Annotated in this window: 23 protein-coding genes, 1 tRNA gene and 1 riboswitch; all 24 genes read left to right on the forward strand. The window is 56.4% G+C overall.

What is annotated here, in order from left to right; genetic code table 11:
* Nucleotides 1-34: 34 nt before the first annotated feature.
* The gene (gene trxB / locus KGZ66_06315; protein ID MBS3985199.1) at nucleotides 35-976 is read left to right on the forward strand and encodes a thioredoxin-disulfide reductase; all 942 of its coding nucleotides are present in this window, start codon (nucleotides 35-37) and stop codon (nucleotides 974-976) included.
* The gene (gene selA / locus KGZ66_06320; GenBank protein ID MBS3985200.1) at nucleotides 969-2,366 is read left to right on the forward strand and encodes an L-seryl-tRNA(Sec) selenium transferase; all 1,398 of its coding nucleotides are present in this window, start codon (nucleotides 969-971) and stop codon (nucleotides 2,364-2,366) included. The genes trxB and selA overlap by 8 nt, the downstream gene beginning before the upstream one ends.
* A complete protein-coding gene (gene selB, locus KGZ66_06325) occupies nucleotides 2,363-4,264 on the forward strand; it encodes a selenocysteine-specific translation elongation factor (GenBank protein ID MBS3985201.1) in 1,902 nt (633 codons plus the stop codon). The genes selA and selB overlap by 4 nt, the downstream gene beginning before the upstream one ends.
* A gap of 12 nt (nucleotides 4,265-4,276) precedes the next feature.
* Nucleotides 4,277-4,708: a nucleotidyltransferase substrate binding protein gene (locus KGZ66_06330; GenBank protein ID MBS3985202.1), complete on the forward strand. Its 432-nt coding sequence runs from the start codon at nucleotides 4,277-4,279 to the stop codon at nucleotides 4,706-4,708.
* On the forward strand, nucleotides 4,705-5,067 hold the full coding sequence (locus KGZ66_06335) for a nucleotidyltransferase domain-containing protein (GenBank protein MBS3985203.1): 363 nt from the start codon (nucleotides 4,705-4,707) through the stop codon (nucleotides 5,065-5,067). The genes KGZ66_06330 and KGZ66_06335 overlap by 4 nt, the downstream gene beginning before the upstream one ends.
* Before the next feature lies 1 nt (nucleotide 5,068).
* Nucleotides 5,069-5,165 (forward strand) — tRNA-Sec (locus KGZ66_06340).
* A gap of 124 nt (nucleotides 5,166-5,289) precedes the next feature.
* Nucleotides 5,290-6,222 carry a LysR family transcriptional regulator gene (locus KGZ66_06345; protein MBS3985204.1) on the forward strand — a complete coding sequence of 311 codons (933 nt, stop codon included), beginning with the start codon at nucleotides 5,290-5,292 and terminating at the stop codon, nucleotides 6,220-6,222.
* A 71-nt stretch (nucleotides 6,223-6,293) separates the two neighbouring features.
* On the forward strand, nucleotides 6,294-7,262 hold the full coding sequence (gene selD, locus KGZ66_06350) for a selenide, water dikinase SelD (GenBank protein MBS3985205.1): 969 nt from the start codon (nucleotides 6,294-6,296) through the stop codon (nucleotides 7,260-7,262).
* Between the two features lie 54 nt (nucleotides 7,263-7,316).
* On the forward strand, nucleotides 7,317-9,119 hold the full coding sequence (locus KGZ66_06355) for a hypothetical protein (protein MBS3985206.1): 1,803 nt from the start codon (nucleotides 7,317-7,319) through the stop codon (nucleotides 9,117-9,119).
* Complete coding sequence (locus KGZ66_06360) at nucleotides 9,112-9,594, forward strand: FHA domain-containing protein (GenBank protein MBS3985207.1); 483 nt, start codon at nucleotides 9,112-9,114, stop codon at nucleotides 9,592-9,594. The genes KGZ66_06355 and KGZ66_06360 overlap by 8 nt, the downstream gene beginning before the upstream one ends.
* A 69-nt stretch (nucleotides 9,595-9,663) precedes the next feature.
* On the forward strand, nucleotides 9,664-10,158 hold the full coding sequence (locus KGZ66_06365; protein MBS3985208.1) for a 4Fe-4S cluster-binding domain-containing protein: 495 nt from the start codon (nucleotides 9,664-9,666) through the stop codon (nucleotides 10,156-10,158).
* Between the two features lie 4 nt (nucleotides 10,159-10,162).
* Nucleotides 10,163-12,058, forward strand: a complete 1,896-nt coding sequence (locus KGZ66_06370; GenBank protein MBS3985209.1) for an ATP-dependent Clp protease ATP-binding subunit — start codon at nucleotides 10,163-10,165, stop codon at nucleotides 12,056-12,058.
* A 22-nt stretch (nucleotides 12,059-12,080) separates the two neighbouring features.
* A complete protein-coding gene (locus KGZ66_06375; protein ID MBS3985210.1) occupies nucleotides 12,081-14,153 on the forward strand; it encodes a protein kinase in 2,073 nt (690 codons plus the stop codon).
* 3 nt (nucleotides 14,154-14,156) lie between these two features.
* Nucleotides 14,157-15,281, forward strand: a complete 1,125-nt coding sequence (locus KGZ66_06380; protein MBS3985211.1) for a copper amine oxidase N-terminal domain-containing protein — start codon at nucleotides 14,157-14,159, stop codon at nucleotides 15,279-15,281.
* Nucleotides 15,282-15,994: 713 nt separating this feature from the next.
* Nucleotides 15,995-16,096: riboswitch (glycine riboswitch) on the forward strand.
* A 146-nt stretch (nucleotides 16,097-16,242) separates the two neighbouring features.
* Nucleotides 16,243-16,527, forward strand: coding sequence for a late competence development ComFB family protein (locus KGZ66_06385; protein ID MBS3985212.1), 285 nt, complete (start codon nucleotides 16,243-16,245; stop codon nucleotides 16,525-16,527).
* Nucleotides 16,502-16,888, forward strand: a complete 387-nt coding sequence (locus KGZ66_06390) for a GrdX family protein (protein ID MBS3985213.1) — start codon at nucleotides 16,502-16,504, stop codon at nucleotides 16,886-16,888. The genes KGZ66_06385 and KGZ66_06390 overlap by 26 nt, the downstream gene beginning before the upstream one ends.
* Before the next feature lie 14 nt (nucleotides 16,889-16,902).
* The gene (locus KGZ66_06395; GenBank protein ID MBS3985214.1) at nucleotides 16,903-18,135 is read left to right on the forward strand and encodes an FAD-dependent oxidoreductase; all 1,233 of its coding nucleotides are present in this window, start codon (nucleotides 16,903-16,905) and stop codon (nucleotides 18,133-18,135) included.
* A gap of 182 nt (nucleotides 18,136-18,317) precedes the next feature.
* Complete coding sequence (locus KGZ66_06400) at nucleotides 18,318-18,635, forward strand: hypothetical protein (GenBank protein ID MBS3985215.1); 318 nt, start codon at nucleotides 18,318-18,320, stop codon at nucleotides 18,633-18,635.
* A gap of 11 nt (nucleotides 18,636-18,646) precedes the next feature.
* Entirely contained in the window at nucleotides 18,647-19,930 is a 1,284-nt protein-coding gene (locus KGZ66_06405) for a glycine/sarcosine/betaine reductase component B subunit (GenBank protein ID MBS3985216.1), read from the forward strand.
* Nucleotides 19,931-20,161: 231 nt separating this feature from the next.
* On the forward strand, nucleotides 20,162-20,287 hold the full coding sequence (locus KGZ66_06410; GenBank protein MBS3985217.1) for a hypothetical protein: 126 nt from the start codon (nucleotides 20,162-20,164) through the stop codon (nucleotides 20,285-20,287).
* Between the two features lie 15 nt (nucleotides 20,288-20,302).
* Nucleotides 20,303-20,626 carry a hypothetical protein gene (locus tag KGZ66_06415; protein ID MBS3985218.1) on the forward strand — a complete coding sequence of 108 codons (324 nt, stop codon included), beginning with the start codon at nucleotides 20,303-20,305 and terminating at the stop codon, nucleotides 20,624-20,626.
* 30 nt (nucleotides 20,627-20,656) lie between these two features.
* Nucleotides 20,657-21,709, forward strand: a complete 1,053-nt coding sequence (locus KGZ66_06420) for a glycine/betaine/sarcosine/D-proline family reductase selenoprotein B (GenBank protein ID MBS3985219.1) — start codon at nucleotides 20,657-20,659, stop codon at nucleotides 21,707-21,709.
* A 27-nt stretch (nucleotides 21,710-21,736) separates the two neighbouring features.
* Nucleotides 21,737-21,970, forward strand: coding sequence for a glycine/betaine/sarcosine/D-proline family reductase selenoprotein B (locus KGZ66_06425; protein MBS3985220.1), 234 nt, complete (start codon nucleotides 21,737-21,739; stop codon nucleotides 21,968-21,970).
* Nucleotides 21,971-22,052: 82 nt separating this feature from the next.
* On the forward strand, nucleotides 22,053-23,594 hold the full coding sequence (locus KGZ66_06430; protein ID MBS3985221.1) for a hypothetical protein: 1,542 nt from the start codon (nucleotides 22,053-22,055) through the stop codon (nucleotides 23,592-23,594).
* Nucleotides 23,595-23,599: the final 5 nt, after the last annotated feature.

Genomic DNA, 23,599 nt, shown 5'->3' on the forward strand with positions numbered 1-23,599 from the left:
CTTTTTGTTTCAGACTACTAAATGAGTAGGGGGAATTATTCTGCCTGAGGTATATGATGTGCTTGTTATCGGCGGCGGACCGGCCGGCCTCACCGCCGCACTCTACACGGCGCGCGCTAGGCTGCGTACGCTTTTGCTCGAACGCTTAGCCCCGGGCGGCCAAATGGCGACTACCGCGCACGTAGAAAACTACCCCGGCTTTCCAGAAGGCCTGAACGGGGTAGACCTTTCGCTACGCATGCTAGAGCAAGCCGAGCGCTTTAATGCCGAGATTGTCTATGACGAAGCGCAAAGCCTAGAGCTTAGCGGGCCCGTCAAAGTTGTGCGCGGCCTCGGAGGGACATATGAAGCGCGAGCGGTTATCGTAGCCGCAGGCGCATCTCCGCGCCGCCTCGGTGTACCGGGGGAAGAGAAATTTATCGGCGCGGGTGTCTCTTATTGCGCGACCTGTGACGGCGCGCTGTACACCGGCAAGCGCGTGGTGGTGGTAGGCGGCGCGGATTCAGCCGTGGAGGAAGCATCGTTCCTAACGCGTTTCGCCGCGCAGGTGACGATTGTCCACCGCCGCGACCGCTTGCGCGCTACCCCGATTATTGTCGAGCGTGCGCTAGGTAACCCCAAAATCCAAGTAATGTACGATACCGTGGTCGAAGCCATCTACGGCGAGCGAGCGGTGACGAGTGTTATGGTGCGCAACGTCAAGTCGAACGCCACAGAGACAATCGCTGCCGACGGGGTGTTTGTCTACATCGGGCTAGTGCCAAACGCCGAGTTCGTGCGCGATAGCCTGCCTAAAGACCAAAGCGGGTATTTGCTGGCTAACGAACACGACCTTTCGACTGCGGTTCCGGGCGTATTTGTGGCCGGCGACGTGCGCCCCAAAGGCCTGCGTCAGGTAGCGACAGCAGTAGGGGACGGGGCCTTAGCCGCTAATAGCGTGGAAAAGTACCTGAGCGGAGTACCTAACCATGGGTGACGAGCTGTATCGTCTGCTGCCGCAGGTTGACGAAGTGCTGCGCACGCCGACCTTTGCCGCGCTCAGCGCGCAGTTTGGCCGTTCGGCTGTGCAACAGGCACTGCGGGAGGAGCTGCAGCATTTGCGCCAAACTATTGCCGCAGGTAAGACTAAGGCTAGCGACATTGCGCTCGCTATAGATAATCTCAAAGACGCGTTGCCAAAGCGGATTCTTAAGCACGCGCGCCAAAGCCTGCGGCGGGTAGTTAACGGCACAGGCGTCCTGCTTCACACTAACCTTGGACGCGCTCCCTTAGCCCCTAGCGCTATCCAGGCAATTGTTGAGGCCGCGCGCGGGTATTCGACACTTGAGTACAACCTAGAACAAAAGGAGCGCGGCTCGCGCCAAGACCACGTGCGCGATCTCCTTACGGAACTGACCGGCGCCGAAGACGCCTACGTCGTCAACAATAACGCCGCCGCCGTGCTCCTAGTGTTGTCGGCATTAACCGCTAAGCGCGAAGTCGTAGTGTCGCGGGGCGAACTTGTAGAGGTAGGCGGCTCCTTTCGGATTCCGGAAATTATCGAGCAGGGCGGCGCCCGGCTTAAAGAAGTGGGCTCTACTAACAAAACGCATCTCTGCGACTACGAGCGGGCAATTTCGTCCGAGACTGCGGCACTGCTTAAGGTACATACCAGCAACTACCGCATCGTCGGGTTTACTGCGGCAGTAGAGGCGTCGGACCTAGTGGCCTTAGCGCGCGCGCACGGACTCCTCGCTATCTGGGACCTTGGCAGCGGGGTTCTGGTGCCCGACTTTGCCGAGCCGACAGTCAAAGACGCGGTGGCGCAAGGGCTAGACCTCGTCACCTTTAGCGGCGACAAGCTGATGGGTGGACCGCAGGCGGGGGTTATTGTAGGCCGGCGCGCGCATATCGAAGTTATCAAGCGGCATCCGCTCGCGCGTGCGCTGCGCATAGATAAGCTCACGCTAGCGGCCTTGGAGGCGACGTTGCGCCTCTACCGCTACAGCGAAACAGAAGACCAAGTGCCGCTCCTCGGCATGTACAGACGCAGCACAGCAGAGCTGCAAACTGCGGCAGAATCCCTCGTGGCGGCCATCAACGGCATGGATTGCCTGCGCGCGAAAGCTGTAGCCTCAGTCGGGCAGATGGGCGGAGGCGCCATGCCCACACAGGAGATACCAAGCGTGGCGGTGGCTATCACCTCGGACAAACTGAGCGCCACACAGCTCGAAGAGAGTTTGCGCAACGCCGCCGTCCCGGTCATCGCGCGCTTGGTGCAGGATGAAGTATGGCTGGACATGCGCACAATTCTAGCCGGCGAGGCGGACGACATATTGTCCGCTTTAGCCGCAGCACACAGCGCTTGCAGGGACCGGCAGGCATGAAGCATCTTATTGTAGGCACCGCCGGCCACATTGACCACGGCAAGACAACGTTAATTAAGGCCCTAACCGGCATCGACTGCGACCGCCTCAAGGAAGAGAAGGAGCGCGGCATCACCATTGACCTCGGCTTCGCCTACTTTGATTTGCCCAGTGGCAGGCGGGCGGGCATTGTCGATGTCCCCGGGCATGAGCGCTTCATCAAGAACATGCTAGCCGGCGTTGGGGGCATGGATTTGGTGCTCTTGGTCGTGGCCGCCGACGAGGGAGTAATGCCGCAAACCACCGAACACCTGCACATTTTGTCGCTCTTGCAGGTAAAGCGCGGTATTGTCGTAATTACCAAAGCCGACTTAGTAGAACCCGACTGGCTCGATCTAGTGATGCTCGACATCGAAGAGAAGGTGCGCGGCACGGTCATGGCCGATGCACCGGTGATTGCGGTTTCGGCCCATACAGGCGAGGGTCTGGCGGAACTAACCGCGGCCATCGACCGCCTAGGTGAGGATTTGGCCGAGCGCGACGCCCACCTGCCGTTTCGGCTGCCCGTAGACCGCGTTTTTACACTGCAGGGCTTTGGCACGGTAGTAACCGGCACCTTGCTTTCCGGCACTGCCCGGGTAGGCGACCAGGTTCTGCTCTATCCGGCCGAATTGCCGCTGCGCGTGCGCGGTGTGGGCGTGCATGGAGTGCAAGTTGAGTCAGCGCAGGCCGGACAGCGCGTGGCGCTAAACCTCGCGTCCGTTACTGTCGACGCCATTTCGCGCGGCGACGTATTAGCGGCCAAGGGGTATCTTTCGCCAAGCATGATGCTCGATGTCCGCCTCTCTCTCCTGCCTGATGTCGACAAGCTGCTGGCTAATCGCGCGCGTTTGCGCCTCTATGTCGGCACGGCAGAAATCCTCTGCCGCGCCGTGTTGCTTGACCGCGATGAGCTTCTCCCGGGCGAAAGCGCTTACGCGCAGCTGCGCCTGGAGGCGCCGACGGCTGTTTTGGCGGGCGACAGGTTTGTTTTGCGCTCGTATTCACCTCTGGTCACTTTAGGCGGCGGCACTATTCTCGACCCGAACCCAAAAAAGCGCAAGCGGTTTCGCGAGCGTGGCCTAGCCGAGCTAGCCGTACTAGAAAGCGGCAGTACGGAGGAGATTGTAAGTCAGTATCTGCTTGAGCACAGCGACAAGCTCTACACGCGCGAGACGTTACTGCGCGTAATTACGCGGGCGGACTGCGAGGAAGCGCTAGAAAAGCTCTTAACCGACGACTACGTAGTCAGCGTACACGCTGACGATGCCGAATACCTGTTTCATCGCGCTCGCCTCAAGTCCTTAACCGACCAAGTAGCAACCGCAGTCGGCGAATACCACCGCCGCTTCCCACTCCGCGCGGGCATACCGCGCGAGGAGCTCAGGCATAGGGTGTTAAGCGGTGCTAGTAGTCGAGTCTTTGCTGCTGTACTCCTAGAGCTACAAGCGGAGTCACCCCTAAACCTGACGACAAAATCTGTGGCCCTGCCTGACTTTCGCGTGGAGTTTACGGGCAAGTGGAGTCGCGCCCGCGAGGCAGTTATCGCCGCGCTCTTAGCGCAGCCGTTCTCCCCACCTTCGCCTGAGGAGCTAAGACCCGAACTGCGTCTGTCTCCGGAAGACATGAAGGAGCTCCTAGACGCCCTGGCAGATACACAGGAAATAGTTAAGGTGGCGGAAGGCATGTACTTTCACGCCTCGGCCGTGAGCCGCGCGCGCGAGCTCCTAATCGCGCATTTTGGCACTGAGGGGGAACTCTCCCTTGCCGCATTTCGAACCTACATCGACAGCAGCCGCAAATACGCTCTACCGCTGCTTGAGTACTTCGACCAACAGCGCGTCACCTACCGTGTCGGGGAAACACGCAGGCTGCATTAGGGAGGATATGAGATGAAACTAGACCTATCTTCGCTGCATAAGGCTATAGCCCAATTAGTGGAAGCCCTAGCTTACTGCGATTCTGAGCTAGCACGCCGAGACCAACGCCTTGCCTTTCATTTGCGAGCTGGTGCCATTCAGGCGTTTGAGTTTACTTACGAGCTTGCGGTCAAAATGCTGCGCCGATTTCTGGAGATGACAGAAAGCAACCCTTCAGCAGTCAGTGAAATGAGCTTCAATGACCTCATACGCCTAGGTGCCCAGCGTGGACTCGTAAGCAGAGAGCTAGCGGACTGGCAGCAGTTTCGCAAGGACCGGGGGACCACTAGTCATACGTATGACGAAGCAAAAGCACAAGAGGTATATAAGTCCATCCCCAAGTTCCTTACCGAAGCGAGGTATTTGGCGGCGCAAATCGCGAAAAGGCAGGAGGGCCAAGCATGAATGCAGAGTCTGTTGATGTTCGGCCGATTGATCTGGCTATTATCTGGCAAATACTCAGAGCCGTCCTGCCCCCCAAAGCAGTTGTCTGGGTGTTTGGCTCACGTGCTAAGCGGACGGCTCGCGCATTCTCGGACTTGGACTTGGTCGTTGATGCCGGACGCCCCTTAACCCATGGCGAAACGACACAGCTAAGCATTCAGTTCGAGGAGTCAAGCCTTCCCTACACGGTAGATGTCGTCGATTGGCGTGCTGTTTCCGCGAGTTTTCGAGAGGCTATAGGGCAGGACCGCGTGTTACTGCCGCAGGAAACTGCCCCCGCCGCTTTTGACAGCCGCAACCCAAGCGTGGTAGACTTGTAGCGGGAGTAGATAGGTTCTGGTGTGCCTTCCGGACTTCAAATCCGTCAGCGGTCTCTAGAACAGGCCGCGGTGGGTTCGATTCCCACATACTCCCGCCAATTGAGCATCCTGTCATCCCCCTGCTCTACCCCGGGCCTTGCGGCTCGGGGCTTTTTGTTCTTTTTTGCACGGCAGGAAAGGGCCTGTCTGTGGAGAAACTTAAAGTGCAAGGGAGGGGTACGCGTGAACGTCAACTACTTTCGCACGTTTCTCTGCGTGATTGAGGCTGGGTCCTTTTCGGCCGCCGCCAGGCAGCTAGGCCTGACGCAACCGGCTGTAAGTATGCAGATACAGGCCCTCGAAGACTACTTCGGCACTAAACTAATTGAGCGACAGGGGCGTACCCTCGAACTGACGCGGGCCGGGGAAGAGGCTGCGGTGAATATCGGCCTGTTTGTCGAGTCGCTCGACGCGACGCGCAAGCAGATAGACGAGATGTCTACAGAAATTGCCGGTCCCGTACTGCTCGGTGCGAGTACCGTGCCGGGCGAGCAGCTCTGTCCGCTCTTGTTTAGCATGCTTATCAAGCGGTTTCCGCGCGTGCGCCCGCGCCTGATAGTGGACAGCACCACCAGCATTCTCGAAAAGCTCGAGCGGCGCGAGCTCGACCTGGCCTTGGTGGGCGCCCAGCCAAAAAGTGCGAGCCTTCGCGCCGAACCGGTTTACACCGATGAAATTGTCTTGCTCCTGCATCCCACCAATCCACTCGCCCTGCAAAAGACAGTGCGCGGCGAGGCGCTCTACCGCGAGCCGTTTGTCGGCCGGGTAGCCGGTTCCGGCAGTCGCATTGTTTACGAGCGCGAGTTAGCCGCCGCAGGCATAATCCCCGGCCGCCTGCATGCTGTGGTGGAGGTAGGCTCGGCCGTAGCGGCGGTAAACGCCGTCGAGGCGGGGATTGGGGTTGCGCTTGTCTCTGTCTTTGCCGCGGAAGGCGCCCTGCGGCAGAACACAGTTGTTGCGCGACGCCTCGCTGGGTTGACAATGTTGCGCCCTATCTATCTAGTAACCAACAATCGCTATTTAAGCCGCGCCGTGGCAGAAACCGCCGCCGTGTTGCGTTCGGCGGAAGCGCGGCAAGCCATAGAAGGGAGGAGAGGGCTGTGGCCTTTAGAATAACTGCGTTGTCGTCGGGCGGCGGCTGAGCCAGCAAGCTAGGGCCGGGTGCCCTAAGTAGCCTCTTGGCCAACTTGCCTGAGCCACAAGACCCACGCATTCTCGTCGGGCTTGAGACCAGTGACGACGCTGGCGTCTATCTGCTCGGCGACGACTGCGCCTTAGTCCAAACGCTAGATTTCTTCTCTCCGCTGACGGACGACCCCTATCTGTTTGGCCAAATTGCCGCAGCTAACTCCTTAAGCGACGTCTACGCCATGGGAGGAAAGCCCCTTACCGCTCTAAATATCGCGTGTTACGCGCCGTGCGTGCCGCTACCCTTGATGGGCGAGGTGCTGCGTGGCGGTGCGGATAAGGCGGCGGAAGCTGGTGTCGTCATCCTAGGCGGCCACACGGTAGAGAATGCCGATATGAAATACGGATTAGCCGTCACCGGCACCGTTAATCCAAAGAAGATAGTAAAAAACAGCGGGGCCAGGGCTGGCGACAGCATTATCCTCACGAAGCCCCTCGGGACCGGCATTATTACGACAGCCTACAAGGCCGAGCTGGCTGATGATACGCACCTGCAGGCCGCACTTAACAGCATGGCCGAGCTTAACAAGACTGCCGCGGAGGTTTTCTCTGCCTACACCGTGCACGGCGGCACAGATGTTACCGGGTTTGGGCTGCTCGGACACGCCGTTGAAGTCGCGCGCGCCAGCAAAGTAGAACTTGTGCTCACCGCCGACGCCATCCCACTCCTCCCCGGCACGCTTGACTACGCCGCCATGGGCCTAATCCCGGCCGGGGCTTACCGTAACGCCGAGTACTTCGGCAGCTCCGTATCCATCGACCCGGCCATCCCCGAAGCTCTAGTCGACGCCCTCTACGACCCGCAAACGAGCGGCGGGCTGTTCTTTACGCTGCCGCCCGCCGAGGCCGCGCGTGCCCTAGCCGCCCTCCGGCAAGCCGGCGTTCCTGCGGCAATTGTCGGCCGCTGCGAAGCCGGCGCAGCGGGAAGGGTGAGAGGCGAGAGGCGAGAGGTGAGAGGTGAGAGGTGAGAGGTGAGAGGACACTGGGCACTGAGCACTAGCAAAATGGGGGTGGTAGTATCAATGAGTGGTCCTAAGTGCGACGGCATTACGCTGTCTCCGGCCGCCATGGAGTGGATTCGACAGCAACGCCAGCAGCAACTGCAAGTACACAGGCACGAATTGCTCAGAGTGCTGGAGCAAGATGTCGTTAATCAAAATCTAAGAGACGTCTTATCATTGCGGCAGGCTATGGCCAATTATCCCGTCGAAAGCATCAAAGCCACCTTGAATGACCCTACACTGCAGAAAGCCCTGCTTGATATAGCAGACCAAAGGCCAGACTGGATAGCGGAGATTGACCGGTTGGCAGACATTCCCATGCCGACGGTTTATCAGGCTTTGGTGGGGTTTTCGCGGCAGCTAAAGTCATGTTTGCATAGCATACGGACATCGTTTGACGAGGCTAGAAGGGGAATCGATGTCCACAGGTTAACGCTTGCAGCGAAAATGTTAAACGACGCTCTAGTAGACACCCTAAAAACCGTTTCAACCTTTTATAAGCTTGAGATTGCCGGTGACTACATGGATTTGCCCCCTGCGGCAGACCGCATAGAGCAGCTCGCCCGCATTCTCGCGTGGCCTCTGCCAAATGACAGTGAGGATCTATTACAGAAAATGGACTCCGTAAGAGGCGAGACCCTTACTTTATCTAACGAGCTTAAGGCCCATGCCGCGGGCGGAGAGCAGGCTATCACTATAGTCGGCTGTTCGCGCTCACACGTAGCCTTGGTTGCCACCAAGGAGAAATGGCGGGCATACCTAGACGAAATGTGTGCCCAATCCTTACCGCTTGAGCCCGCCGCGATGTTGGCGCAAGCAGGTCGGCTTATGCATGAGATGGCACAGGTTAGGGAGAATGCCCGCAGAGAAGTTCTTGCTGCAACTGAGAGACTAAAGAATTTCTCTGCTTCAGCTGAAGTCTTGGAGCGGCACGAGCAGCATATACAGCGCATTGCTGTAAGTCCCCAAAGGTGCGAACCATTAGCTGAGCTTGTCTTTGGCGGTGGTATGAGCGGCGACTCGCAGCCCTTGAGTGAAGAGATGCGCCTGCTGCAGGATAAGCTCGACCAATACTTGACTGACACCATAGTTAGCACTGAGGATAAGTCGGAACTGCAGGCCATCATGCGCGAAAAGGATTTCATTCTTAGGGACGAAACTAGGACGTCGGATGAACAACGCCGCGCTCTAAACAGGGTCAAGGGAATGTTTGCCTTCCTCCGCCAGCGCATAGAAAGCAGAAAAGAGGCCTTCGCTGAGAAGTATACGGAGTACTTGGTAGAGTGTTCGGCGGCTGGCATTAACGGCAAGCAGGCAAGTGGGTTTGCCTCTTTGGACGAACTCACATTGGAAGTAGAAGGGCTTAGAGCAAAGGCCATGCACAAGATGACGCAGGACTACGTTAGGCAACAGGTCGATGAGGTAATGCAGGAGCATGGCTACAACGTCATTCTCAGCGAAGTACTTACGGCGCTTCCTGAAGGCATGCGGCAGTTATACGAGTTTGATGCGGGCAGTGCCATTAGCGTCTACCAGTCACAGCAAGGAACCGTCATGCTAGAGGTAGTGGCTACCGGGCAGACGACCGATATGACACATAATGAAAGACTAGTCATGGTAGAAAAACAGCGCCAGTTCTGCAGTGTGTATGCGACGATACGGTCGGCCCTGTGTAGGCGGGGCGTTGTGCTCTCGGCTCTAGATCATAAAGCGCCAGATATTAGCTTTTCGCGCAAGATAAAACTTAGAACACACACTGATTCAAGTCAGTCGAGAGCACCGCTGAAAGCCTACGACAGAAAGCGAGCGATGTACATTGAGTGACCAGGAGACGTCTGCCTACCGCATCTGCGGGGAGTGCGATGGGCGTAACCCGGTGGAAAGCCGCGTTCACGCCCTGAATAGGTGCGTGTACTGCGGCAATACAGAAATTATGAGCGGGCGGTTCGTGCCAAAGGCCCCACCGGCTCAGTCCGTCCCAGCTGAAAGCGCTCCCCCGGAAAATAAGACCCTTACATTAGTGGAGCTCCACCAAAAACACAGAATTATGGTGCCTCCGTCCGGCGGAATAATCGGTCGCCATGGTGATTTAGACCCGCAGTTTTTTGCTAGATGCCCGCACGTTTCCGGTACACACTGTCGGCTGTACATAACCCAGGGAGACTGGTATGTGCGGGACTTAGGCAGCATGAACCACACTTATATAAACGGCAATAGGCTCGGCACTGAGGCAACCAAACTGACGGCAAAATCCATCCTGCAAATAGCTGATGTTAAGTTTGACATAGAAATCATCTAAATGCTAATAGATAGACTTATATATCCCATTTCCAGTTTGGGACCAGGCAGGCGTCTGGTTATATGGACTATGGGCTGCAGCAAGCGCTGTCCCGGCTGCGCCAACCCAGAGCTTTGGCCACACGACCCGAGCAAGGACATAGATGTGAACGTGCTATACGGTATGGTGCGTGAACTAGTGCGTCATCATCCCGTAGACGGCCTTACGATCACCGGTGGCGACCCCCTGGAGCAACCCAAGGATTTGCTCGCGTTCCTTAAGCTTTGCCGCCCCATTTTTGACGACATTCTCTTATACACTGGTTTCTACAGAGAAGAGATTAAGAACGACGACCTGCGCCAAAGAATTCTGGGCTATGTCGATGTACTCATCGATGGCCCCTACGTTGAAGAACTGAACGACAACAAGTGTGTACTTCGCGGTTCCGGCAATCAGCGCATATGGATTACGGACGCAAGGTTAAGGGATTTGTACGCAACTTACGAAGCCGGCGGCAGGCTGGTGCAAAACGTATACTACAATAATCGCCTTATATCTGTCGGCATTCACAATAGAAGCGAGTGATGTGATGATGTACACCGAGGATAGCATTGCCAAATGGCAAAAAGACCTGCGAATCTATCGCGGCATCAAGAGCCTTTTCCTAATCGAGGGTAACGTGCACGATATCTATCCTCGCTTTACGCGAACCGAACACGGTTATGCCGTAAGCGGCTTCTCACCCCTTAGCCATATCATCTACGATACCCTGAATGAGTCTGAGTTGAACCCAAGCTACGATTTTCTCTACTGCAACCCCGTGAGTGGTCTCTACAACCCAGTGTTGGAAGTAGACATTGAACCCCTGCTTAAAGAGTTTGCCGGACAAAGTACGCGTTATGCTCGCCGCGATAACGAGGGAATTAGCTACCAGTATGTAGTGGACGACCCGCTGGCTGTAAGCGCGTTTGTTAAGACCGCCCTTACCAGTAATCGGCGGGCTCTCAAGGAATCCGAACGGCGACCTGTCGCGGTGGTGTTGAGCTTCGCTTCGCGCTATCTGCAGTCGCCTTCACATCTGTCGGAGCGTGAAACGCAGTTCTTTATGAACCTGCAGGTAGCCTGTCTTGAGGCAAGACGAATCAATAGCTTGCGCAGCGCCTTATTCCTGCTTGTCGACAAGGTTAATGACTTGCCCGCTTGGTTCTACTTGAACAACCCTCAGGCCAAGATTATCACTATCCCCGTACCCGACCGCAAAGCCAGAGGCGTGTTTATCGAGCGCAATTTCGGCTTACCCCCGCACGAATACAGGAGCGGTCGTCTGGCGGATATCACGGAAGGGCTGCGCACATTAGAGCTGCGGCAGTTACACTCGCTGGCGGGGGAAAACGCTACAGGGCCCGGCTCTATTGAGAACGCGGTTGCGCTCTACAAGTATGGCGTCAAGGAAAGCCCTTGGGAGAGCGCAGATTTAACCGAGCGCATACGAGCGAGCGAGGCCATCATCAAAGGACGCGTGATTGGCCAAGACCGCGCAGTCAAGAAGGCTGTAGATGTACTCAAGCGGGCTGTCAGCGGCATGTCTGGCTTGCAGCACTCTTCTAGCTCCAGCAAACCTAAAGGCGTATTGTTCTTGGCGGGGCCGACCGGTACGGGAAAGACCGAGCTGACTAAGGCCCTAGCGGAAAGGCTTTTCGGAGATGAAAGAAGTTGCATCCGCTTTGATATGAGCGAGTATCAGCAGCCGCATTCCGATCAAAAGCTATTGGGAGCCCCGCCCGGGTACATAGGCTATGAGAGCGGTGGGCAGTTAACCAATGCCATTAAGGAGCGGCCGTTTTCTATCCTCTTGTTTGACGAAATAGAAAAAGCGCATCCGTCTATATTGGATAAGTTTCTGCAAATACTTGAGGACGGCAGGATGACCGACGGGCAGGGGAACACAGTCTACTTCTCGGAGTGCGTTATCATCTTTACCAGCAACCTAGGAACCTTCCGCTCGGTACGTGACAAATACGGCAATGTCAGCAAGGTACCCACCATATCTGTTGACGACAACTACGAAACTGTCGAACGCGTCGTTTCTGCGGGGGTAAAGGATTACTTTACGGTTGAGCTCGGGCGCCCAGAGCTTTTGAATCGCATAGGGGACTACAATATTGTCGTCTTTGACCACATCCAAGAACAAGCGGCAATGGACATAGCAGAGATGAAAATGAAAAAAGTCGTAGAGTCCATTAAGGAAAGTCGCAGAATTGACGTCTGCGTGCTGGAAGCAAAGGAATACTTTCTCGAGCAGGCCAAGCAGGAGAGAGATAAAGGCGGCAGAGGAATTGGCAACATGATCGAGAATCTCTTTATTAACCCAGTGGCCGCATACATTTGTGATAACTCACTTAGCCCTGGGTCAACTGTAAGGCTATGCTGGTGCCCTAAGCTTCACGAGCTGTCTATCACCCATGTAGACGGCCGTCCCCGTTAAAGTGCATGAAGGGGGGAGTAGAATGGTTAGCCAAAGAGAAACTGAGTTGCTTTTATCGCCGCAGACAAAGCCACTGGCACGGGCTACCCGGTTGTTACATAACGACCCCACGCAAGGGCCCTACACTCCACGGATATCGCGTGTAGGTAGCGTACTACAAGGAGACAAAGCTGACTTTGTCATTGTTGATGAGTTGGCGAGTCACGGTGGCGAGGCCATGCTCTATCTCTGCCATGTGGCCGACAATCCGTCAACGCGGTACGTGGCCAAGATATACATGGTACAAGCCCGTTCCGTTAACCAAAAGCGGCGGCAGAGACTGGTGGAATTCCTGTCCCGGGTGAACCCGGACAGCAGCTTCGTTATGCCCCTCGTTGACCACGGCCTGATTGAGGACGTCTTTTTTGACATCCTACCTTACTATCCGGAAGGCGACCTCAGTACCAAGGGTGGTTTCACCTTCGACCAGCTAAAAAACATTATTGTTCCGGCAGCCAATGCCGCGCTAAGAGAAATCCATGTAAGTGGCTTTATTCATCGAGATATTAAGCCTGGCAACCTCTATCTTCATCACGGTCGTGTAATACTCGGGGATTTTGGTATTTCGAGCATGATCGACCCCGAAACAGATGTAGCTTATACCCGTAACATCAGTGGTACCCTTGGCTATGTTGCGCCCGAAGTAGGGCAGGGCATTGCCCACCCCAAATCCGACTACTTTGCGCTAGGCATGACGCTGGCCAGCTTGTACAAGGGTAGTGACATATGGCAAGGCTTAAGCGAGCAAGTCATTTATCGCTGTCTAGTAAAGAAGGAACTGCCTTTCGACATTCCTGAGAAAGACAAACGCCTGAGAGATCTTATCCGCGGACTAACCACCATGGACGTTGAGCGCAGATTCGGATCGGAAGAAGTCGGCAAATGGTGCCGCGGTGAGCCTGTCGCAGTACGCGATACAGGGTACATCTTCGACGAAAACGACCCAATCGAAGATGCAGAGGTATTAGCCGAGCGCTTTTTGCAGCAGTGGGAGAAAGGTGTCAAGCACTTATACCATGAAAGCGCCCCGCTACAGAGCTATTTCCAACCCATTAACCAAGAATTAGCCCTCTGCATCAGCGATATCGTCACGAAGGATTGCACGAACAACAAGGATCTTGGCTTGTTCCGCTTTCTTTACTTCCTTAACAACAAGTTGTTTCTGTGCTGGCAAGGGATACACTACGACAGCCTCACGAGTATAGCCTTGTGCATGCAGCAGGCACTGCCAAACCCCTTGCCCGAAATCATGGCGATGCTTAAGAGCAAGGCAGTTTCTTGGAGGTTTGAACAGCCTAAACAAAGGTCACCAGAAGAACAACAACTGCTTAACGCAGTGCGTAAGGTAGAAGCCTGGATTGATGCCGAGGCAGTGGGCCTTGCCTACTACTTGTTCATGTATATGTTCTTGCCCGCGGGCGCAACCCGTGTCTATGAACTAGAGGGAAGTGCCCATACGTCCATAGACTCAGTCTTTGCGCACGTGACGAGCGACGCCAAGCTACTGCACAGCGCTGCCGACAACCTGTGGCGAGACGACCGATTTATTGCTTTTGCCTGCGCTCTAGGTTTTGAGGGAACTGCCACACGACTAAGAAGTGACCAGGACGCGTCAATGCATGGGCGCATCAGAAGCCTATTTATTTTCTTTGAGGAAGCAGTCAGGGATACCGCTGCTGTGCATTTGGCCTACCTTAAGTATTGCAGGGGTGCACCTGCGTACTGGTTGCAGCAGAACCTTCATCTCTATGTTTTTAGCGGGTACGAGGCCGTGAGGGTTCGCAGAGATATTTCCAGTGTAAAGGTCGACGGTGCAGCTAGCATCTTGCAGCTTGACAAGGCCCTGCTGCAGTTAGAAGACATGAAGAACGAATTCTTGCGTTTATTGCAGAACAACATCCTCATGGCATCAATAGGCATCTACGACGGCAGAGACCGTGCCGGTATCACTGCAGTAAGCTCCGATGCTTACTTCTTGTATGATTTTTATGGTATCGAGTCACCTCTAGGATATGCCCGCAGCATAGGCCTAAGCGGAAGCGGGAGAGTGGAATAGGGCATGCCAAGGGATCTCTTGTCTGAGACATACGCCGCGGTGGATCGCAGACTCGTGCAAGCAGAGGATGTGCAGGTGCGTTGCAGACAGCTGCAAGCGCAGCTGACGGTAATGCGGCAGGTTCTTGCGTTGTTGTTCTTTGTCGCGCTACTAGGTGCCACCTTTACGTATAACTCGTTAATCCTAGACCGGATAAACGCTGTGCTGCCGCCTCTGCTAACAGCTGACGCTCCGCTCGAGGCTGTAACCATCAATAACAGAAGTGTTCCGCTTGAGGAACGCACAGGTGTCATCGGTAATAGGGCGGTTGTTTCTATCAGAGGTGTTTTGGATGCCCTGCGGGCAACTGTAAGGTGGGACGACAGCACTGGCACTGTGACGGGTCAAGCTCAAGGCGTGTTAATAGAGGTCACCAACAATTCACAGCGTGCCCGTATAAACGATGAATGGGTTGTGCTCGATATTCCGGCGCAGGTAGTCGAGGGTAAAACCATGGTGCCGCTTAACCTTGTTGAGGCAATCCCCGGGGCGCGCGTAGAATGGGCTGGCCCGCGTCAGCCTACGCGGCTAGCCGTGCTCCTTGTACACGGCGTGCTCTACCTCTTACGTTTCACCTTAGCGCTTGGCGCAGCGTCTTCATTAGTCCAAGCTGCCTGCCTTAACGGCCTTAGTGCGTGCGCCGCTCGGGCGGAGCGCTTAAAGCACCATTTGACAGAACAACGCGCTGGCCTTGCCTCCCTTAATGACAAGTATCAGCGTGCCACTGCCGACGGGGAGACGATTAAGTTAGCTCCGCGCCTCAATGTGGATCAGGTTCTGCAGGCATGCGAGCGGCAGTTGGCCAGTACATACGATCCTAAAATGCTACTCCTAGTGCGAATGGTTAGCCCCTGTACGAAGGCTACCGTGTTAGCTGCCACGACTTTAGGCGCCTTGACAGTTGGCGACTTGGCGCACAGAGAACTAGCGAGGGCCTATGCACTGCCTTTTGCGCGCTCTGACTACGCAGTTATCGGGGTAGTCACTGTACTCAGTACGCTGTTGATTTACCATTTCCTAAAGGAGACCCCAGAGCCAAAGCCACGACAAGGTTCGAGAACCCGCTCGGCACCACCTGCCGCTGGCTGAGAGAGGTGAGAGGAGAGAGGGCTACCAGCCGCCAGCCGCCAGCCGCCAGCCGCCAGCCGCCAGCCGCCAGCCGCCAGCCGCCAGCCGCCAGCCGCCAGCTTTGAGCTGTGAGCTGTGAGCGTTGAGCAGAACGGGCGGAAAGGTGGAAAGGTGGAAAGGTCAAGGGGGAACGCCCCTTGAGCGTAGGGACGTGCCACAGGCACGTCCGCGGACGTGCGAACGCACGTCCCTACAGCCTGCGTGGCTACAAAGTGCAAGGTGCTAAGTGCGATCCCCTCTTCCAAGAGCCAGCAGCCGGCAGCCCCCCGTTCTACTGGGCACTGGGCACTGAGCACTGGGCACTCCCTCTGGTACCAAGTGCTTCTTGCTTCCTGCCTCTTGCCTCTTGCTTCTTGTAAAGGGGGAACGCCCCTTGAGCGTAGGGACGTGCCACAGGCACGTCCGCGGACGTGCGAACGCACGTCCCTACAGCCTACGTGGCTACAAAGTGCAAAGTGCAAAGTGCTAAGTGCGATCCCCTCTTCCAAGAGCCAGCAGCCGGCAGCCCCCCGCTCTACTGGGCACTGAGCACCCCCTCTACCAGGAGCCAGGAGCCAGCAGCCCCTCATTCTACTAGGCACTACGCACTTCCTGCTTCCTACTTCTTGCCTCCTGCCTCTTGCCTCTTGCTTCTTGTAATGTTATGCTAATCACAACAACCGAATATCTGCTGAATGAAGCTAGCGGAAGAGACCCCGGCGGGGCGCCGAAGGAGCACGCTTGCAGCTCGCCAGTTGCACAGCTAAACTCTCAGGCAAAAGGACCGCTCAGCGGACAGCACTCTGGAAAGCCAATGGGTGGCACCGAAGGAGCAAGCGGGCACTGTTCTACCCCGCGAAATCTCTCAGGTCAGTCAGGACAGAGAATGGGCGGCAGGCTTTGCCGTTCATTTTTTATTTCACGTGCGAAAGGCGGTCTGCTCGTGTTACTTAGAAACGTCACCCAAGACATTGTGTTCGAGAAACTCGGCGAAATCCTGCGCTGCCACCCGGAGATTTGCCCCTGCGCGCGTTGCCAGCTAGATATGGCCGCGATTGCCCTTAATCACTTGCCGCCGCGCTATGTAGTCACCGACATCGGAGAAGTTATCACGCGCACCGGCACCCTTGACGCTCAGATTTCTGTCGACACCATGCTCGAACTAACTAAGGCCATAGCTATTGTCAGCCGCGCACCCAGACATGCAGAAAATACTGATCGTCAGTAATAACCCCAAAGTTTCCTTAAGCGCGGACGACTGCTTTGTGCCCGCGGAGAGTGTGCTGCCGGTGCTTGAGAGAGTGCGCGACCTCATCCACCTTGGTCACAATTTGCTCACGCATCCTTTGGCAGGCAGCCTAAAGCCTAACGAAAACCCATTCCGCTCCATCGTGATTACCAAAGACGCCTTAGGCGTAGACTACCAATCAGTACAACTGGTAGAAGGCGCTATCGCTGTCGCGCGCCGCATGCTGCAGGAGCGACCGTATCGAACCTGCAGTGACGCTGTGCGCGCGGACTTGCAGCTAATCGATAAATCGCTCTTAGACAGCGCGCTAGACTCATTAGGAAAAGGCATATTAAGTTAAGGGGTGTGACTTCATTGACAGACATGTGGGACATTTTAATCGTGGGCGGCGGGCCGGGCGGGTTAGCTGCGGCCATTTACGGGGCGCGTGCCAAGCAAAAGACTTTGCTAATCGAGAAAGGCAAAACAGGCGGACAAGCTGCCACGACTTGGGATATGGAGAACTATCCTGGGTTTGCTAAAGGCACCACCGGCCCCGGGCTGATGCAGGCCTTTACAGACCACGCTACTTCGTTCGGCGCGGAGATTCTGCGCGGCGAGGTAGTAGACGTAGACGCAGAAGAGAAGGTCGTTACGCTAAAAGATGGCACAAAGCACCATGGGCGCACGCTTATCTTCGCGCCGGGAGCCGTGCCCCGCACGCTAGGCGTGAAGGGCGAAAGCACTCTGCGTGGCAAAGGCGTATCATACTGTGCGACCTGCGATGCCGACTTCTTTACCGACCTCGATATCGTGGTTATCGGCAACGGCGACGCCGCGATTGAAGAGGGCAACTACCTCACGAAGTTTGCTAATTCCGTGACCGTAATCGTCATTCACGATGAGGGCGTGCTAGATGCGGCCCCCATGCTGCAGGAGCGTGCCTTCCGCAACCCAAAAATGAAGTTCGTGTGGAATTCCACCCTGCAGGAGATTCGCGGCGAGGGCATTGTCGAGAGCGTAGTGTTGCGTAACGTCAAAACGAACGAGCTTACCGAGATGGAGACAAACGGCGTGTTTATCTACGTCGGCACCATCCCGCAAACCGGCTTCCTCAAGGGTAAAGTGAACCTCGACGAGCGCGGCTACATTATTACTAACGAACAGATGGAAACTAACGTAGACGGCGTGTTTGGCGTAGGCGACGCGCGCGTTACCTACTTGCGCCAAGTCATCACTGCGGCTGCCGACGGTGCCGTCGCGGCGGTAGCGGCCGAGAAGTATATTATCGAAGAAGAGGGCTTTAAGGATTCTGTCCTCGCCGAAACCCGCCCCGTAGCCGTCGTTTTCTGGACGCCGATGAGCCAGACTTGCCTCGAGATGATGCCCGGCATAGAATCGGCGCTGTCGGCCTTCGGTGACCAAGTTAAGACCTGGAAGCTAGACACTTACCGCAACCGCCGCGTGGCTTCACGCTACGGTGTCACTCAGAACCCGACGATTGTAGTGTTCCACAAGGGCCAAGTCGCAGCCCGCCTCGTCGACCAAGAGATTACCGCCGCGGCGATTGAGCAGGCGATTGGGGCGCTACTGGCTGCTGGCTCCTAGCTCCTGGAGAGAAGGTGCCTAGTGCTCAGTGCTCAGTGCCCAGTAGAGCCGTGTCGCAGTGGCACCCGTTCCCCTTCGACCTTTTACCTTGTACCTTTCCACCCTTCCGCCCACCGCTCACGCCCCACCTAGTTCACGATTCAAGATTCACGATTCACGATTTCTCTAAGGAGGTGAAAAAATTGATTGAAGTCCACAAAGATAACTTTGACCAAGAAGTGCTGCAAAGCGAAGGCCTGATCGTCGTCGATTTTTGGGGACCCAAGTGCGAGAAATGCTTGGCGCTGATGCCGGACTTCGCCCGCATCGCGGAGACCTACGCAGACAAAGCTAAGTTCTGCAAGCTCGACACCTCGGGCAACCGCCGTCTCGCTATTGCCCAGAAGGTGTTGGGCCTGCCCGTAATCGCCTTCTATCGCGGCGGGGAGAAGATTGCCGAGCTCGGACCGACCGAGTGCAGTGCCGAAAGCATCGAAGCAAAAGTCAAAGAACTAATTTAGGAGGTGACGGCATGCGTTTGGAATTACGCAACATCGCAATTAAAGACGTGCGCTTTGGCGCGCGCACGGAAGTACAGGGAGATGTGCTGTACGTCAACAAACAAGAGATGGTCGACCATCTCAAAGACGAGCGCCTGGTTTCCATTGATGTTGACCTCGCTAAGCCTAACGAGTCTGTCCGCATCGTGCCGGTGAAGGACGTGATTGAGCCGCGCGTTAAAGTCGAAGGCAGCGGCGGCGTATTCCCGGGGTTCGTCAGCAAGGTCGACATGGTCGGGAGCGGCGTAACTCACGTGCTTAAGGGCGTGGCAGTAGTCACTGCCGGCAAAATCGTCGGTTTCCAGGAAGGCATTATCGACATGAGCGGACCCGGCGCGCAGTACACCCCGTTCTCGGAAACGCTTAACGTCGTCGTTGTAGCCGAACCCGTAGAAGGTTTGCTGCAGCACGACCACGAGGCGGCACTGCGCACCATGGGGCTTAAGGCCGCCGCTTACTTAGGCGAGGCAGGCAGGCACGCTAACCCGACGCAAACAGAAGTCTTCGATTGCCCGCCCTTACCGCTGGCGCTTAAGCAGTTCCCGACGCTCCCAAAGGTTGCCTACGTGTACATGCTGCAGAGCCAAGGCTTACTGCACGATACTTATGTCTATGGCATCGACGCCAAGCGCACTCTGCCGACCTTTATCTATCCGACGGAAGTTATGGACGGCGCGATTATCTCGGGCAACTGCGTGTCAGCCTGCGACAAGAACACGACTTTCCACCACCAGAACAGCCCTGTCATTCACGAACTGCTCGCGCGCCACGGCAAGGACTACAACTTTATCGGCGTAGTCGTCACCAACGAGAACGTGACTCTCTCCGACAAAGAGCGCTCCTCTAACTTTACCGCCAAGTTAATCGAGTGGTTAGGCGTTGATGCCGCCATTATCTCTGAAGAAGGCTTCGGCAACCCCGATGCCGACCTGATGATGAACTGCGTCAAGCTCGAGAAGAAGGGCATTAAGACCGTATTGGTGACCGACGAGTACGCCGGACAAGACGGCGCTTCGCAGTCCTTAGCCGACGCCGACCCGCTCGCCGACGCCGTCGTAACCGCCGGCAACGCCAACGAGGTAATCGTTCTCCCGCCGATGCAGAAGGTTATCGGGCACAAGCAAGTCGCCGATGTCATCGCCGGCGGCTGGCACGGTTCGCTCGCCGCAGACGGCTCCATTACTGCCGAAATCCAAGTGATTACCGGCGCGACGAATGAGCTGGGCTTTAGCAAGTTGACGGCGAAGGGAGTTTAGGGAGAACGGGGGGCAGTTGGCTCCTGGCTCCTAGTAGAGAGTGCCCACGGCGATGTAGGGACGTGCGTTCGCACGTCCGCGGACGTGCCAGAGGCACGTCCCTACACTCACAGCTCATGGCTCAAAGCTCACAGCCGCTCCCGGCGGCTGGCGGCCGGCGGCTGGCGGCTCCCGCAAGCGACAAGCGACAAGCGACCAGTGACATCAGTATAACAAAGGAGGTTCAACCCAATGCTTAAGGGCAAGAAAGTGGTCATCCTCGGTGACCGCGACGGAGTGCCCGGTCCCGCCATCGAAGAATGCGTTAAGTCCGCCGGCGGGGACGTGGTGTTTTCCGTTACCGAGTGCTTTGTCTGAACGGCCGCAGGTGCCATGGACCTAGAGAATCAACGTAGGGTAAAAGAAATTGCCGAGAAGAACGGCGCCGAGAACGTGATCGTGGTTCTCGGTGGCGCAGAAGCAGAGGCCGCAGGCCTTGCTGCCGAAACCGTTACCGCCGGCGACCCTACCTACGCAGGTCCTTTGGCCGGAGTCCAGTTAGGACTCGCAGTTTATCACATTTTCGAACTTAAAGACCACGTTGACGCCGGTGTCTACGACGAGCAAATCAGCATGATGGAAATGGTGCTTGACGTCGACGCCATCACGGCCGAAGTCAGCGGCATGCGTAAGGCACACAGCAAATACGGACAGTAACCGTCGCTCCTATCAGAAGGGGGGAAGAACATGAGCAACCAGAAACTCAAGGTAGTTCACTACCTGAACCAGTTCTACGGTGGTATCGGCGGTGAAGATAAAGCCGACCATCAGCCGGAAGAGCGCGCGGGGGCGCTAGGCCCGGGACAGGCGCTGCAGGCAGCGCTTGGCACCGAGGCCGAGATTGTGGCCACCGTCATTTGCGGCGACGGTTATTTCGCCGAGAACCTTGACGCAGCCTTGCACACCGTCCTCAAGATGATTAAGGCCCACACCCCGGATATCGTCGTTACCGGTCCCGCGTTTAACGCCGGCCGCTATGGCGTAGCTTGCGGCGCAGTGGCTAAAGCCATTTTCGAGGAGCTGCACATTCCCGTTGTCAGCGGCATGTACCATGAGAACCCCGGCGTAGAAATGTACCACCGCTTTGCCTACATTGCCAAGACCGGCAACAGCGCAGCCGACATGCGCAAAGCTATCCCGGCTATCGCTAACTTAGTTAAGGCGCTCGGCAAAGGTGAAGAAGTAACGCCCGAAACGCACGCCTACCTACCCCAAGGCTTGCGCAAGAATTACTTCCACACTGAGCGCGGTGCCAAGCGCGCCGTGGACATGCTGGTAGCCAAAATCAACGCGCAACCCTTCACCACCGAGTACCCCATGCCGCACTTTGACCGTGTGGCCCCCAATATGCCGATTGCCGACGCTAGGAAAGCAAAGATTGCCCTAGTTACCTCCGGCGGCATCGTGCCTAAGGGCAACCCCGACCATATTGAGTCCTCTAGTGCTAGCCACTACGGCAAGTACGACATTCGCGACGTAGCCGATTTAACACCGGAGAAGTATGCCACCGCGCACGGCGGGTACGACCCCGTCTACGCTAATCTCGATTCCGACAGGGTGCTCCCGGTAGATGTACTGCGCGAAATGGAGCAAGCCGGTGAAATCGGCGAACTCCACCGCTACTTCTACACCACCGTCGGCAACGGCACTTCGGTCGCCAACTGCGCCGCTTTTGCCAAGAAGTTTGCGCAGGAACTAGTTAACGACGGAGTGCAAGCGGTCATCCTTACCAGTACCTGAGGTACCTGTACGCGTTGCGGTGCAACGATGGTAAAGGAAATTGAGCGCGCCGGCCTGCCTGTAGTGCATATGTGCACTGTAGTCCCCATTTCGTTGACTGTAGGAGCCAATAGGATTGTCCCGACTGTGTCTATTCCGCACCCGCTCGGCAATCCTCAGATGCCTCCCGCCGAGGAAAAGGAGCTGCGCCGTCGCCTAGTGCAGAAGGCCCTCCGCGCCCTCGAGACCGAGATTCACGGCCAGGTAGTTTTCGACAAGTAGCCGCTATGATTGCGGGCGGGTAACCCGCCCGCTTTTTAATCTTCACGCGACCCCACATCCAAGAATGAGGTGACCGAGGAACATGTTTCCAGTAATTAAAGGTGCAGCGTATACGCTCTTTCATTGCCCTAACGTGCTGCTTGACCACGGTACGACACAAACCGTAGAGCGCGAGAAAAACCCCGCCAGCGAGTATCTAAAAAAGCTTCCCACCCAGTTAAGGAGTTTCGAGGATTGCGTTGCTTACCCGCCAAACCAGGCGTATATCGGTGGCTTGCCGGTGCGGGAGCTTGACGCTTTGCCTAAGCCCTGGTACCAAAACGGCGTTGAAGGCGCATCGCGCTTTGCCCAGTACGGCGAAATTATGCCCGAGGACGAGTTCTACGGCGTAATGAAGCTTGTCGACTCCTTCGATTTGGTGCTGCTCGATACAGATTTTGCCGCCGCTGTGCGCGAAAAGCTGGCCGTGCATCCCGCTTTCCAGGGGACAGACCTTAGCAAGCTACAGAAAACTTCCGACCAGGCCACCATCGCGCAACTAGTCGCTGACCATGTAGCCGAACCGCTGCGCCTTGGCGACAAGGTTGTCGGGTGTGTGCGCCAAGCGCATGACACAGATAAAGCCTTAACCGCGCACATTATCTATGAGAATCTCTCCGCCATGGCTTCCGCAGTCGTTTCGATGCGCCAGCTGTTCCTAAAGACCGGACTTGACCCGAAGCAAGTCGACTACATCGTCGAGTGCAGCGAAGAGGCCTGCGGCGACATGAACCAACGCGGTGGCGGCAACTTTGCCAAGGCTATCGGCGAAGTCGTGGGCTGCGTTAACGCTACCGGCAGTGACACACGCGGCTTCTGTGCGGCACCTGCTCACGCCATGATTGTCGCCTCATCGCTTGTGCAGTCTGGCGTCTTTAAAAACGTAGTCGTCGTGGCGGGCGGCGCGGTCGCTAAGCTCGGCATGAACGGCAAAGACCACGTTAACAAGAACTTGCCGGTGCTGGAGGATGTCTTAGGCGGCTTCGCCGTATGGGTATCCGAAAACGACGGCATAAACCCTGTCGTGCGGACAGATATAGTGGGGCGCCACACCATCGGTTCCGGCGCGAGCCCGCAGGCCGTAATCCAAGCCCTAGTGACTGACCCGCTTGAGCGCAAGGAACTTAAAATTACCGACGTCGACCAATACGGCGTGGAAATGCAGAACCCGGAAATCACGGTTCCGGCGGGTGCCGGTAATGTGCCCGAAGCTAACTACAAGATGATTGCCGCACTTGGCGTAAAGCGCGGCGAGCTCGAGCGCGCGCAGATTATGGACTTTGTGGCTAAGCACGGCATGCCCGGCTTTGCGCCTACACAAGGTCATATCCCCTCGGGTATGCCGGTAATCGGGCCTGCGCGCGATGCTATGTTGGCGGGCGAGATTAAGCGTGCCATGATTATCGGCAAAGGCAGCCTATTCTTAGCCCGCATGACCAACCTCTTTGACGGCGTATCCTTTGTCATGGAAGCTAACCCCGGCTTAGCACAAGCCAAACCGGCAGGTTTAGACGAAGCCGAAGTGCGTAAGCTTATCGGCCAAGCGATGCGCGCTCTGGCGACTTCTCTGACCGAGCAGGAGTAGTGCGG

The organism is Selenomonadales bacterium (genome assembly GCA_018335585.1).
GTDB lineage: Bacteria > Bacillota > UBA994 > UBA994 > UBA994 > UBA994.